The organism is Streptomyces sp. NPDC059443, from assembly GCF_042750105.1.
GTDB lineage: Bacteria > Actinomycetota > Actinomycetes > Streptomycetales > Streptomycetaceae > Streptomyces.
The window spans coordinates 100,130-112,313 of record NZ_JBHYVM010000008.1 but is presented as its reverse complement, the minus strand read 5'-3'; the positions used below and the strand labels follow the sequence as shown (position 1 = coordinate 112,313).

At 72.3% G+C, this 12,184-nt stretch carries 12 protein-coding genes; 3 read left to right on the top strand and 9 right to left on the bottom strand.

Features of this window, described 5'->3' with window-relative positions; translation table 11 throughout:
- Position 1 precedes the first annotated feature (1 nt).
- Positions 2–1,393 (top strand): hypothetical protein, encoded by a 1,392-nt coding sequence (locus ACFXDJ_RS10540; RefSeq protein WP_384848841.1) that lies wholly within the window; start codon positions 2–4, stop codon positions 1,391–1,393.
- A 66-nt stretch (positions 1,394–1,459) separates the two neighbouring features.
- On the opposite strand, the gene ACFXDJ_RS10535 is transcribed toward ACFXDJ_RS10540, so the two are convergent.
- The 8 genes from ACFXDJ_RS10535 to ACFXDJ_RS10500 all read right to left on the bottom strand — a co-directional run bounded on the left by ACFXDJ_RS10535 (position 1,460) and on the right by ACFXDJ_RS10500 (position 8,864).
- The gene (locus ACFXDJ_RS10535) at positions 1,460–2,368 is read right to left on the bottom strand and encodes an alpha/beta hydrolase (RefSeq protein ID WP_384652738.1); all 909 of its coding nucleotides are present in this window, start codon (positions 2,366–2,368) and stop codon (positions 1,460–1,462) included.
- A 170-nt stretch (positions 2,369–2,538) separates the two neighbouring features.
- Positions 2,539–3,777: a kynureninase gene (kynU, locus tag ACFXDJ_RS10530; protein WP_384652775.1), complete on the bottom strand. Its 1,239-nt coding sequence runs from the start codon at positions 3,775–3,777 to the stop codon at positions 2,539–2,541.
- Positions 3,778–3,799: 22 nt separating this feature from the next.
- Positions 3,800–4,648: a tryptophan 2,3-dioxygenase family protein gene (locus ACFXDJ_RS10525; RefSeq protein WP_384652736.1), complete on the bottom strand. Its 849-nt coding sequence runs from the start codon at positions 4,646–4,648 to the stop codon at positions 3,800–3,802.
- 183 nt (positions 4,649–4,831) lie between these two features.
- Positions 4,832–5,245, bottom strand: a complete 414-nt coding sequence (locus ACFXDJ_RS10520; RefSeq protein ID WP_384652734.1) for a DUF3151 domain-containing protein — start codon at positions 5,243–5,245, stop codon at positions 4,832–4,834.
- A gap of 93 nt (positions 5,246–5,338) precedes the next feature.
- The gene (gene fbaA / locus ACFXDJ_RS10515; RefSeq protein WP_356515555.1) at positions 5,339–6,361 is read right to left on the bottom strand and encodes a class II fructose-bisphosphate aldolase; all 1,023 of its coding nucleotides are present in this window, start codon (positions 6,359–6,361) and stop codon (positions 5,339–5,341) included.
- Between the two features lie 279 nt (positions 6,362–6,640).
- On the bottom strand, positions 6,641–7,180 hold the full coding sequence (gene pyrE, locus ACFXDJ_RS10510; protein WP_330297682.1) for an orotate phosphoribosyltransferase: 540 nt from the start codon (positions 7,178–7,180) through the stop codon (positions 6,641–6,643).
- 10 nt (positions 7,181–7,190) lie between these two features.
- Positions 7,191–7,979 carry an aldose 1-epimerase gene (locus ACFXDJ_RS10505; RefSeq protein ID WP_384652731.1) on the bottom strand — a complete coding sequence of 263 codons (789 nt, stop codon included), beginning with the start codon at positions 7,977–7,979 and terminating at the stop codon, positions 7,191–7,193.
- Between the two features lie 39 nt (positions 7,980–8,018).
- On the bottom strand, positions 8,019–8,864 hold the full coding sequence (locus tag ACFXDJ_RS10500; RefSeq protein WP_384848838.1) for an SRPBCC family protein: 846 nt from the start codon (positions 8,862–8,864) through the stop codon (positions 8,019–8,021).
- A gap of 109 nt (positions 8,865–8,973) precedes the next feature.
- On the opposite strand from ACFXDJ_RS10500, the gene ACFXDJ_RS10495 reads away from it, so the two are divergent.
- Positions 8,974–9,549 carry a TetR/AcrR family transcriptional regulator gene (locus tag ACFXDJ_RS10495; protein ID WP_384848835.1) on the top strand — a complete coding sequence of 192 codons (576 nt, stop codon included), beginning with the start codon at positions 8,974–8,976 and terminating at the stop codon, positions 9,547–9,549.
- A 12-nt stretch (positions 9,550–9,561) separates the two neighbouring features.
- Positions 9,562–10,164, top strand: a complete 603-nt coding sequence (locus tag ACFXDJ_RS10490; protein WP_384848832.1) for a DUF4865 family protein — start codon at positions 9,562–9,564, stop codon at positions 10,162–10,164.
- Between the two features lie 29 nt (positions 10,165–10,193).
- On the opposite strand, the gene ACFXDJ_RS10485 is transcribed toward ACFXDJ_RS10490, so the two are convergent.
- Complete coding sequence (locus tag ACFXDJ_RS10485; protein ID WP_384848829.1) at positions 10,194–11,858, bottom strand: polyamine aminopropyltransferase; 1,665 nt, start codon at positions 11,856–11,858, stop codon at positions 10,194–10,196.
- Positions 11,859–12,184 lie beyond the last annotated feature (326 nt).

The window sequence follows — 12,184 nt, the reverse complement described above, 5'->3', positions numbered from 1 at the left end:
GATGGTCGACGCGACGGGCAAGTACCTGAGCTTCACGACCAACTCGCCCAGCTTCAAGGTCTACGTCAAGGGCACTCCGGCCTACGACACCTATGACTACACGGGTACGCCGGGTCATCCGAACTACCCCTCGGACACGGGTCTTCACGCGCCGCTGGCTTCGAGCGGAAAGCCGGCGACGATCAGCCACTACCTGGTCTGCGGGCAGCCGGCGACCCCCGTCGTCCCTCCGGGATCGTGTCAGGCGTCGGGGTCGCTCTCCGCCTACGTGAACGGGACCAACGTCACCGCGTACGTCCCCAAGGGGGCGTGGAGCAGCACGGCCACCGGCATCGACGTGGTGAACGTCGAGGGCACCAGCATCACCAACACGCAGATCCCCACGGGTGACGACGTCATCAACTCCATCGCCACGAACTCCGTGACCGGACAGTCCGTGGCCACGGCGAACAACAACCACGTCTACATCCTCAAGGGCACCGGCCTCGACCCCAGCGTCTCGCCCAACCCCCTGACGGATTCGGGCGTGGACATGATCAGCTTCTCCGGAGGCTCCGCGACGAGCACCGGCGTCTCGATCGACGCCGTGCACAACAAGGCCCTGATCGGGCTGAGCCTCGGAGGGGGCCAGGCCGGATTCCAGTTCCTCAACCTCGCGACGAACACGTTCGAGACCCCGTTCGCCACGCGGGACCCGGGCGGACAGATCTCCGAGGATCCCCTCGTCGATCCCATCCGCAACATCGTCCTGTCCCCCGCGGAGGACAACAACTACGAGATCGTGAACGTGGCGAACAGCACCTCGCCGCAGTTCTTCGAGCACCCGGTGTCGGTGGGCGGTGAACTCGATTCCGCCGCGGAGGACTGCTCCACCGGGATCATCCTGGCGCCCGCCGAGTTCAGCAGCCCCTCGCAGATCGAGATCGCGGACATCAGCACCGCCGTCTTCACCCCCGGCTCGCCTGGATCGTGGACGGCGCCCGAGCAGGTCCAGACGCTGGCCGGCTCGTTCCTGAGTGCGGGAGCGTCCGCGGCGTCGGTGGCGCAGGGGACCCACACGGGTGTCATCACCGGAGAGTTCGGCGGGGACGCCCTGACGGCGATCGCGCTGCCGACGACATCCGGTGCGGGGGCCACCCCGGCCATCAGCAACTGGGTGACCTGTGAGACGGGCGGGGGCTTCACCATGGGCCTGGATCCGCACACCCTGATCGCGTACCAGTCGCCGAATGGCGGCCACGCCATCGCCCTCATGGTCAATGACGGAGCGACCCAGATGGTCGCGGTGGACCTGACCAAGATGCTCGACGGCACGACGGTCCCGGCAACGGGCAACGTCTGCACCGGCAGCACCCTTCCGGCAACGGCCGAGACCTTCATCTCGCTGCCGTAGCCGACGAGACCGTGGGGGTGTTCAACCCCCACGGTCTCCCCATGTCACCGTGCCGGCCCGCCGGCTCTACCAGGCCAGCTGCGAGATCTCCTCAGCGACCACCGCGCACGCGTCCGCCGCCGGGTCGATCAGCGGGAAGTGACCGACCCCGTCGAGCAGGGTCAGTCCCACCATCTCCCCCGCGTGCGCGGCCGCCGCCACATACGCCTCGGACACCGCCTCCGGGACCACGATGTCGCTGCGCCCCTGGACCACCGCCGTCGCGATGCCCGTCGGGAGCAGCGTCGCCGGGTCCGCGTACGGGCGGCGTTCGCCGAACACCCCGTCGCCTCCCAGCAGCTGCGCCGAAGCTCCCCCGCACACGCCCAGCTCCTCCGCCACCGTGAAGTCCGCGATCGGGGCCAGTGCCACCACACCGCGCAGCAGCGGCGGGGAGGGCAGCCTCCAGCCGCCCGGGGCGTCGTACGGGAGCACGTGCCGGGCCGCGGCCCACAGCGCGAGGTGGCCGCCGGCCGAGTGGCCGGTCAGCACCGTGCGGCGCGGGTCCGCCTCCGGCAGGCAGGCGGCGGCCAGGTCCGGCAGGGCGTCGAGCGCGGCGGCCACGTCGTCGAAGGTCTCGGGCCAGCGGCCGGCCACCGGCCCGTCAGAGCCCTGGTGGGGCAGGAGCTGCGATGCCCGGGACCGGCCGCGCCGGTACTCGACGTTGGCGACGGCGAAACCCCGGCGGGCCAGGAAGTCCACGAAAGGGGTGATGTGTTGCCGGTCGTAGGGGGCGCGCCACGCTCCGCCGTGCAGCACGACCACCAGCGGGACGGAGCGCGGCAGGCCGGTCGCGTGTTCTGCGCGCGGGGCGTAGAAGTCGACCACCTGGTCGGGGTGTTCACCGTAGGCAGCCGTCGCGTCGGGGGCGACGGGCGGATGGGAGAAGGCCGAGGCGGCCTCGGCGGCGTCCCGTTCGACTGCGGGGTCCGTCATCGGCTCAACCTCCGGTAACGCGTGGGACAAGGGGGACTGGTGTTCCGGTGTTCCGGCAGAGCGGGACCGTATCAGGCCGGAACGGGCCCCTCCGTGGCGGGCCGAGGAGATATGGCCGCGGGCGGGGCCGTAGCCCCGCCCGCGTGGTGATGTGACGTTTCGCTACCGGTTCACCCGAAAATGTGACCCAGCGTGCGGGCGGCGCGCTCCGCATCGGCGAAACCGACGTACAGCGGGGTGAATCCGAAGCGCAGGACGTCGGGGGCGCGGAAGTCCCCGATCACGCCCCGGGAGATGAGCTCGCGCATGATCCCGGCGGCGTTCTCCGTACGGAGGGACACCTGGCTGGCGCGCTGTCCGTGCCCGGTGGGCGTGACCAGCTCGACCTTGCCCGCCGGGACGTACGCCGCCACGCAGTCGAGGAAGAAGTCCGTCAGGGCGAGGGACTTCGCCCTGACCGCTTCGACGGACACCCCGTCCCAGGCGTCCAGCGAGGCCTCCAGGGCGAGCATGGACAGGATGTCCGGGGTGCCGACGCGGCCCCTGCGCACGCCCTCGGCGGCCTCGTAGGACGGGGTCATCGCGAACGGGTCCGCGTGGCCGTTCCAGCCCGGCAGCGGGGAGTCGAAGGAGGGCTGGTGGCGGGCGGCGATGTACAGGTACGCGGGGGCGCCGGGGCCGCCGTTGAGGTACTTGTACGTGCAGCCCACCGCGAGGTCCACGCCGTGCGCGTCGAGGCCCACGGGCAGGGCGCCGGCCGTGTGGCACAGGTCCCAGACGATCAGCGCGCCCGCGGCGTGCGCCGCCGCGGTGAGGGCGGGCAGGTCGTGGAGGCGGCCGGTGCGGTAGTCGGCGTGGTTGAGGAGGACCACCGCGGTGTCCGCGGACATCGCCTCCGCCGCCTCGGACGGGTCCACCGGGACGATCCGCAGGCCCGTCATCCGGGCCGCCGACTCGGCGATGTAGCCGTCCGTGGGGAAGGTGGCGGCGTCCACGAGCAGCTCGGTCCGGCCGGGCCCGGCCAGGCGGGCGGCGCCGACCAGGGCCTTGAAGAGGTTGACGCTGGTGGAGTCGCCGACGACGACCTGGCCGGCGGCCGCGCCGATCAGGGGGGCGATGCGGTCGCCGAGGCGCTCGGGGGCGTTCCACCAGTTGGCTTCGCCCTCGGTCCAGGAGCGGATGAGGCGGGTGCCCCACTGCTCGGTGACCACCTCGGCGAGGCGGTCGGCGACCCCGGCCGGGAGGGCGCCGAGGCTGTTGCCGTCCAGGTAGACGAGGCCCTCGGGGAGGGTGAAGCGTTCGCGGAGCTTGCCGAGCTCGTCGGCGGCATCGAGCTCCGCCGCGCGCTGCGCCAGGTCGGGCGCGGTCGGCTCGGGCGCGGTCGGCTCGGGCGCGGTCGGCTCGGGCATGGTCGGCTCAGACATGGTCGGCTCAGACATGGCTGCGCGCCGTCCACAGCTCCGGGAAGACGTTCTTCGTCGCCCGCTTCTCCAGCCAGGTCACGCCCGCCGAACCGCCCGTGCCCGTCTTCGCGCCCATCGCGCGCCGGGTGGCCACCAGGTGGTCGTTGCGCCAGCGCCAGACCAGCTCCGCGACGTCCGTGAGGACCTCGCCGAGGCGGTGGAGGTCCGGGTGGGCGTCGGGGTCCGCGTAGAGGGCGGTCCAGACGGACTCGACCTCCGGCGAAGGCTCGTAGCGCTGGGCCAGGTCGCGGTCCAGGACGGCCGGCGGGACCGGGAGTCCGCGGCGGGCGAGGAGGCGCAGGACCTCGTCGTAGAGGCTGGGCTCGTGCAGGGCCTTCTCCAGCTCCCCGTGGACGCGCGGCGCGCCGCGGTGCGGGACCAGCATGGAGGCGGACTTCTCGCCGAGCAGGAACTCCATCCGGCGGTACATCGCCGACTGGAAACCGGAACCCTCGCCGAGGGCGGCGCGGTACGCGTTGAACTGGCCCGGGGTGAGCTGGGCGAGCGGACGCCAGGAGGAGTTGAGGGCCTCCAGCTCGCGGAGTGAACGTTTCAGCGCGTCCATCGCAACGGGGATCCGGTCCTCGCGGAGCGCCTTCGCGGCCGTCTCCCACTCGTGGACGATGACCGTGAACCACAACTCCATGACCTGGGTCGTGACCAGGAAGACCATCTCGCCCGGGTCTTCCGAGCGCAGGTGCTGGAGGTGGGTGAGGACGTCCGCCTGGACGTAGTCCTCGTAGGGGGTCGTGCCGGCGAAGTCGAGGTTCGGGGTGTCCGAACCGCCGTCTCCGGAGGCATCAAGGGCGTGCGACATCGCTGTCTCCTCGATACGTGCTTCCGGGTAGCGGTCCGCTCCTTCCGGTGAGGTGAGTGGAGCTCCGGTCCCCTGTCCGCATCATAAGACCGACTTCCGGCCGGGCTTCAATAGTCAGTGGGGTACGTCACATTCCGCGACCGGGCGGGCCCCTTGGAGGGACCCGCCCGGAGCTACGGGGACTCAGGCCCCGAGGACGTCCGCCGCGGTCTCCGAGGAGTCGCGCAGGAAGGTCGAGCAGCGCTCGAACTCCTCCTTCTCGTCGATCGCACCGGCCGCGCGGGCCAGGGCGTTCAGGGCGCGCAGGAAGCCGCGGTTCGGCTCGTGCTCCCACGGCACCGGGCCGTGGCCCTTCCATCCGGCGCGGCGCAGCGCGTCGAGGCCGCGGTGGTAGCCCGTACGGGCGTACGCGTACGACTCGACCGTGCGGCCGGCGGCGAAGGCCTCGTCGGCGAGGACCGCCCAGGCGAGGGAGGAGGTCGGGTGCGCGGCGGCCACCTCCACGGCGGGGGTGCCTGCGGCGATGGCCTCGCGGCCCGGCTCGTCGGGGAGGTGGGTGGGGGCGGGGCCCCCGAGGAGGTTCTGGTGAATGGACATGCCCACAGTCTGGGGGATGACGGGACGTCGAAAGGGCCCGCCCCCGCCGTCCGGAGACGGTGGAGACGGACCCTTCGTGCTACCTGAGTACGACTACTTGAGCTTGGTGCCCGTGGAGCGCAGGTTCGCGCACGCCTCGGTGACGCGCGCGGCCATGCCCGCCTCGGCGGCCTTGCCCCAGGTGCGGGGGTCGTACTTGGATTTGGTGCCGACCTCGCCGTCGACCTTCAGGACCGCGTCGTAGTTGCGGAACATGTGGTCCACGACCGGGCGGGTGAAGGCGTACTGGGTGTCGGTGTCGAGGTTCATCTTCACGACGCCGTTCTCCAGCGCGGTGGCGATCTCCTCGGCCGTGGAACCCGAGCCGCCGTGGAAGACGAAGTCGAACGGCGAGGACTTGCCGTACTTCTCGCCGACGCCGGCCTGGAGGTCCTTGAGGAGCTCGGGGCGCAGGACGACGTTGCCCGGCTTGTAGACGCCGTGGACGTTGCCGAAGGAGGCGGCCAGCAGGTAGCGGCCCTTCTCGCCCAGGCCGAGGGCCTCGGCGGTGCGCAGCGCGTCCTCGACGGTCGTGTACAGCTCGTCGTTGATCTCGTGGCTGACGCCGTCTTCCTCGCCACCGGTCGGGGTGATCTCGACCTCAAGGATGATCTTCGCGGCGGCGGCCTTCGCGAGCAGCTCCTGGCCGATGGCCAGGTTGTCGGCGAGGGTCTCGGCGGAGCCGTCCCACATGTGCGACTGGAACAGCGGGTTCAGGCCGCGGGCCACGCGCTCGGCGGAGATGTCGAGCAGCGGGCGAACGTAGCCGTCCAGCTTGTCCTTGGGGCAGTGGTCCGTGTGCAGCGCGACGGTGATGTCGTACTTCGCGGCGACGATGTGTGCGAACTCGGCCAGGGCGGCGGCGCCGGTGACCATGTCCTTGTTGTACTGGCCACCCAGGAACTCCGCACCACCGGTGGAGATCTGGATGATGCCGTCGCTCTCGGCCTCCGCGAAGCCGCGCAGCGCAGCGTGCAGGGTCTGGGTCGAGGTCACGTTGATCGCCGGGTAGGCAAACTTGCCTGCCTTCGCCCGGTCGAGCATCTCGTTGTAGACCTCGGGGGTTGCGATGGGCATCTGTCCGCTCCTTGGATGTGCGGGAGGTGTGCTTATTGCGGGCCCTGACCTGGGGGCGACGTTGCCGTCGGGCCCATCTTTCCAGACTCCGCGAGACACTCCACCCGGACCGGGTGGAGTGTTTCACGTGAAACACTCCACCCGGTCGGGCGACAGATAGAAAACCGCAGGTCAGAGCCTACTCAGGGGCTCCTGGGGACCTTGGTCCCCAGTTGTCTCGCCCCTCGGACGCACCCCTCGGGAGTGCCCCTCGGACGCGCCCCTGGGACGGCCGGTCGGCTAGGACAGGCCGAGGTCGCCCAGCTGGTAGCCCGTGAGGTACGGCAGACCAGCCGCGGCGATCGCGTCGGCCGCGCCGCGGTCGACGATCGTCGCGACGGCGACGACCTCGCCGCCGGCCTCGCGGACCGCCTCGACGGCGGTCAGCGGGGAACCGCCGGTGGTCGAGGTGTCCTCGACGACCAGGCAGCGCTTGCCCTTCACGTCGGTGCCCTCGATGCGGCGCTGCATGCCGTGCGCCTTCTGCGCCTTGCGGACGACGAAGGCGTCCAGCACCGCGCCGCGCGCGGCGGAGGCGTGCAGCATCGAGGTGGCGACCGGGTCGGCGCCCAGGGTCAGGCCGCCGACGCAGTCGAACTCCAGGTCGGCGGTGAGGTCGAGCATGACCTGGCCGACCAGCGGGGCCGCCGTGCCGTCCAGGGTGACCCGGCGGAGGTCGATGTAGTAGTCGGCCTCGCGGCCGGAGGAGAGGATGACCTTGCCGTGCACGACGGCCTTGTCCTTGATCTGCTGCAGAAGCGCATCGCGTACGTCACTCATGGACATGAGCTTACGAGAGCCGCCGCCAGCTCCACGTCGTGGAGATCTCCAGCGGGTCCACCGGGGTGACCAGGCGCGGCAGGGTGTTCAGTCCGTTCGGCGGGCCGGACTGCGGCTCCACGCAGACGGCCTCGGGCTCCTCGTCGTAAACGACCACCCATTCGGAGCGGCTGGTGACCTTCAGCTCCAGCGCGCCGGGCCACGTGAGGGTGACGTCGACCCCGTCCGGCATGCCGAAGCAGTCGTCCCACGGGCCGGGCTTGGGGTCGATGCGGTTTCCGGTGGGGAGGTGGTCGGCGCCGCGCTCCTCCTGCCAGCCCGCCTCGAAGTCGATGCGCACGTCGGGCCCGCCGTTGCCGAGGTTGCGGTGGAACCAGGGGTGCCAGCCGGCCTGCGCCGGGAAGGAGTCCTCGTACGTCTCCACGCCCATGGTCAGGGTCAGCGCGTTCTCGCCGAGCTCGAAGATCTGGGTGACGAGGCCCGAGTAGGGCCACGGGTCGGTCAGGGCGTACGTGAACGCGGCCTCGGTGGCGGTGGTGCGGGCCGGGCGCCAGGCGGCGTCGCGGCCGAAGCCGTGGATGGCGTGCGGCGGATGGTTGAGCGGCAGCTGGTGGAGGGTCGCGCCGTCCTGGAACTGGCCGTTCCTGGTGCGTCCGCACCAGGGCACCATCGGGAAGGACCCGTACCGGGGCCCCTGCCGCAGCAGCTCCGTCCCGTCGATGCGCAGACTGCTGATCCGGCAGCCGTTCTCCTGGTCGATGGTCACCTCGGCGCCGCCGGCGCGCAGTTGCGTACTCATGTCCCCGACCTTAGGGCCTCGGCTACCGGCGGCGGTGCCTCATCGTCTGCGGCGCAGGGCCCGGCCCAGCAGGACCGCCGAGGCCACGGCGACGGCCGCGGCCGGGGCGATCCAGCGGAGGCCGGCGTTCGCGGTGGCCGAGGTGGGGGCGGGGACGGGGGCGTAGCGGCCGCGCGGGGGCGCGTGGTCCACCTCTTCCGCGCTGCGGCCGATCATCGTCCGGCGGGCGTGCGCGGCCTCGGCGGGCGGCCTCGGCGGACCACCGAGGTCCCCGAGGTCCCCGAGGTCGGCGATGCCTTCGAAGGTGCCCTCCAGGAAGGGATCCAGCGACGGGGGCGGCACCTCGGTGTCGAACACGGACGCCGTGACCTCGGTGATCTCGGGAAGGTCCGGATCCTCGGGCTCCTCCTCGGACTCCGCCACCACATCGGTGACCGGTTCGGTGATCACATCGGGGACCGCCAGCGCGGCGAGGTGGGCCGCGGCCCGGTCCAGCAGCCGGTGCCCGGCGGTCGCGGCGGCCTCCGGGTCGAAGGCGGCGGCGCGGCCGTCCGCGGTGGACTCGGCGGTGAACTCCAGCCGGGTGCCGCCGTCCGCCTCGGTGAGGCGGAGCACGAGGGAGAGCTTCACGCTCCCGCTGCCCCGCACCTCCGCGCCCTGCGCGTCGAGGGTGAAGTGGCCGGGGTCCCGCTCGGTGACGGACAGAACGCCCCGGTAGGTCACGGTGTGGCCGCCGACCCGCACCTTCAGCCGGCCGGACAGCGGCCCGGCGTCGGTGTCGGCGTCCTGCTGGAGCCCCGGCACGCAGCGCGCCACCCGGGCGGGATCGCGCAGCACGGCGCGGACTTCGGCGGCGGGGACCGGAACGAACACCTGATGCTCCATGCGGTCGAGCCTACCGACGAGTCCGCTCCCCGTCATCGAGTGCTGCGGTCCGGAAACACCGTGTTCGCCGCACCCACCGATTGTACCTACTGGTATGTACAGTGGGATCATGAACGCGCCCGAGGACCTCATCGAAAGCACCCGCGAGCTGCTGTGGGAGCGCGGTTACGTCGGCACCAGCCCCAAGGCCATCCAGCAGCGGGCCGGGGTCGGCCAGGGCAGCATGTACCACCACTTCGCCGGGAAGTCCGGCCTGGCGCTGGCCGCGATCGAGCGCACGGCCGCGGAGCTGCGCGCGAGGGCCGGGGCGCAGTTCGACGCCCCCGGCACGGCGGGCGAGCGGATCACCGCCTATCTGCGGCGCGAGCGCGACGTGTTGCGCGGCTGCCCGATCGGCCGGCTCACCCAGGACCCGGACGTCATGGCCGATCCCGTCCTGCGCGCCCCGGTCGAGGAGACCTTCGCGTGGCTGCGGTCCCGGCTGGCCGGGGTACTGGCCGAGGGGCGCCGGGGCGGCGAGTTCGGACCCGCGCTGGATCCGGACGCCACGGCCTCGACGATCGTCGCCGTACTCCAGGGCGGGTACGTCCTGGCCCGCGCCGCCGACGACGCCGAGGTGTTCGCCCAGTCCGTCGACGGCCTCCTCGGGCTCCTCGGCCTGTTCCGCCAGGCACCCACCGACTAGGAAGCAGACCCCGTGTACGCGAGCCAGTACGAGATCACCCTCCCCGCCGACTACGACATGGGCGTCATCCGCAGACGCGTCGCCGACTTCGGGCACGGGCTCGACGACCGCGCCGGGCTGGGCCTGAAGGCCTACCTCGTCCGCGAGCGCGGAGCCGAGGGCTCCCCGGTCAACCAGTACGCCCCCTTCTACCTGTGGAACGACCCCGGCGCGATGGGCCGCTTCCTCCTCGGCGGCGGCGGATTCCAGGGCATCGTCCGCGACTTCGGCCGCCCGGCCGTCCACCATTGGACCGGCCTCGCCGCCTTCGCCGGACCCGCCCGCGCCGCCACGGCCCCCCGGGCCGCCTCGCGCCGCCTGACCCGCATCCCGGCCGACGCCGACCTCACGACGCTGGTCGAGCGGGAGACCGAGGAGCTGGAACGGCTCTCGCGGCGCCCGGGCGTGCACACCGCGGCCCTCGCGGCCGACCCCCGGAGCTGGCAGCTGCTCCGCTTCGTCCTGTGGGAGGAGGCCGCCGGGGCCGCCGGAGACGAGGACGCCACCGAGCGGTACGAGGTGTTGCACGTATCGGCGCCGGAGCTCGGAGCACTCCCGAACGGCCGCGCCTGGTAGGGAGCCGGGGGCTCCCGACCCCCGGCGCCCTACGAGTACCTCGGATGCGGGAGCGTCGACGGCGGGAGCCCGGTGACCCGGCTGCGCTCCGCGTCCCGGGCGGCGTCGCCGAGGGACCGCGTGGACAGCGAGCGCAGGGCGGGCGCGTCGCGCTCCACGCGCAGCGCGGGAACGCCCTCGCGGGCGGCCAGGACGAAGCCCCAGTCCTGCGGATGCGCCTCGGGAGCGGCGCCGAGCGCCCGATCGGGTCCCGCGGCGAAGCCGGAGAGGCGGCCGCCCGCGCTGTACGGGGCGGTGCTCAGGCCGGCCGCACGCAAGGTGGCTTCGACGGTCCAGTACGTACGGGGCCTCGTGGCCAGCGGTCCCGCGTGCACGGCGAGCCGCCCGCCGGGGCGCAGGGCCCGCGCGGCCAGCCCGTAGAACTCCTGCGAGTACAGCTTCGTGCTGGGGGTGATCCCGGGGTCGGGCAGGTCGGAGACGATGACGTCGAACCGGTCGCGGGCGGCGGGTCCGCGCAGCCAGCGGAAGGCGTCCTGGGTGACGACTCCGAGGCGCGGATCCTCGTACACCCGGCCGTTGAGCGCGGAGAGCATCGGGTCGGTGCGGGCGAGCCGCACGACTCCGGGGTCGAGCTCGACGACGGTGACGGAGTCGACGTCGCGGTAGCGCAGGACTTCGCGGGCGGCGAGCCCGTCTCCGCCGCCGAGGACCAGGACCCGGGAGTGCGGGCCGGTCATCGCGGGGTGCACGAGGGCCTCGTGGTAGCGGTACTCGTCGTATCCGCTGACCCTCAGACGGCCGTCGAGGAAGAGGTCGAGCGAGCGCGGGGAGCCGGTCGGGGGGCCGGTCAGGACGAGCTCCTGGACCCCGGTCTGAACGGCGACGCGGACCTCGCCGCCGTAGACGGCGCGCCGGGCCACGCGTTCGAAGTCGTCGGCGAGGACGGTCGCGCTGGCGAGGACGGCGAGGACGGCGATGTTGGCGGCGATGAGCAGCCAGCGGTCGCGGCGGCTCAGGTCGCGGCGGAACAGCCACAGGACGAGCCCGCCGCCGACGGTGGCGTTGACGGTGCCCGTGACCATGGCTCCGGTGAGCTGGCCGAGGACGGGCAGGAGCAGGAACGGGAAGGCGAGGCCGCCGACGAGGGCGCCGACGTAGTCGGCGGCGAACAGGTCGGCGACGGCACCGCCCGCGTCCTGTCTGCGGATGCGCTGGATGAGCACCATCAGGAGCGGGATCTCGGCGCCGATGAGCACGCCGATGGCGAAGGAGAAGGCGACGAGCGCGGGCCGCGACTCCCCCAGCCAGGCGAAGCTGGCGTAGAGCGCTATGGCGGAGAGCCCGCCGAGGAGGGCGAGGGCCGACTCGATGGCGGCGAAGCCGAAGGCGGGGCGGTTGCGCAGGGCCTTGGCGAGGAGGGACCCGACGCCCATGGCGAAGACCATGACGGACAGCACGACCGACGCCTGGGTGACGGAATCGCCGATGAGGTACGAGCCCAGGGCGAGCAGCTCCAGCTCGTACACGAGCCCGCAGGCGGCGCAGACGAACACGGTGGCCAGGACGAGGAGCCGTCCGGTCCTGGGCCGTACGGGCAGGGCGGCCGGGACGCGGGCCACACCGCGCGGCTCCGGAGCCGGGAGGCGGCGCCACCGGGTGCGCAGCACCCCGCGCGGGGCGGAACGGTCGATCATGAAGCGAACCGTACGTCACCGCCTGCTCGCATCCGGTCACCCACATGGGTGTAAGTGGCGCACTGGTTCGGGCAGTTGGCGTAACCGATCGACAACTCCGCACCCCCGGACACCCCGTACGCGTGAACGTCGAACGCGGGGGCGCAGGCGCTCCCGCGTTCGACGAGCGTTCGTCAGATGTCGGATGCCGGATGCCGGATGCCGGATGCCGGATGTCAGATGAGCGCCGGGGCCACAGCCGCGCGCGTGGCGCCCGCCGCCGAAGCACCCCACACGCCCCAACCGAAACACCCTCGCGGGCGGCGCGGACACCCCGGAGCTTACTG

Excerpts from the sequence above, each read along its gene's own strand:
- ACFXDJ_RS10540 (WP_384848841.1), top strand. The coding sequence starts at position 2 with ATGGTCGACGCGACGGGCAAGTACCTGAGCTTCACGACCAACTCGCCC.
- ACFXDJ_RS10535 (WP_384652738.1), bottom strand. The coding sequence starts at position 2,368 with ATGACGGACCCCGCAGTCGAACGGGACGCCGCCGAGGCCGCCTCGGCC.
- kynU (WP_384652775.1), bottom strand. The coding sequence starts at position 3,777 with ATGCCCGAGCCGACCGCGCCCGAGCCGACCGCGCCCGAGCCGACCGCG.
- ACFXDJ_RS10525 (WP_384652736.1), bottom strand. The coding sequence starts at position 4,648 with ATGTCGCACGCCCTTGATGCCTCCGGAGACGGCGGTTCGGACACCCCG.
- ACFXDJ_RS10520 (WP_384652734.1), bottom strand. The coding sequence starts at position 5,245 with ATGTCCATTCACCAGAACCTCCTCGGGGGCCCCGCCCCCACCCACCTC.
- fbaA (WP_356515555.1), bottom strand. The coding sequence starts at position 6,361 with ATGCCCATCGCAACCCCCGAGGTCTACAACGAGATGCTCGACCGGGCG.
- pyrE (WP_330297682.1), bottom strand. The coding sequence starts at position 7,180 with ATGAGTGACGTACGCGATGCGCTTCTGCAGCAGATCAAGGACAAGGCC.
- ACFXDJ_RS10505 (WP_384652731.1), bottom strand. The coding sequence starts at position 7,979 with ATGAGTACGCAACTGCGCGCCGGCGGCGCCGAGGTGACCATCGACCAG.
- ACFXDJ_RS10500 (WP_384848838.1), bottom strand. The coding sequence starts at position 8,864 with ATGGAGCATCAGGTGTTCGTTCCGGTCCCCGCCGCCGAAGTCCGCGCC.
- ACFXDJ_RS10495 (WP_384848835.1), top strand. The coding sequence starts at position 8,974 with ATGAACGCGCCCGAGGACCTCATCGAAAGCACCCGCGAGCTGCTGTGG.
- ACFXDJ_RS10485 (WP_384848829.1), bottom strand. The coding sequence starts at position 11,858 with ATGATCGACCGTTCCGCCCCGCGCGGGGTGCTGCGCACCCGGTGGCGC.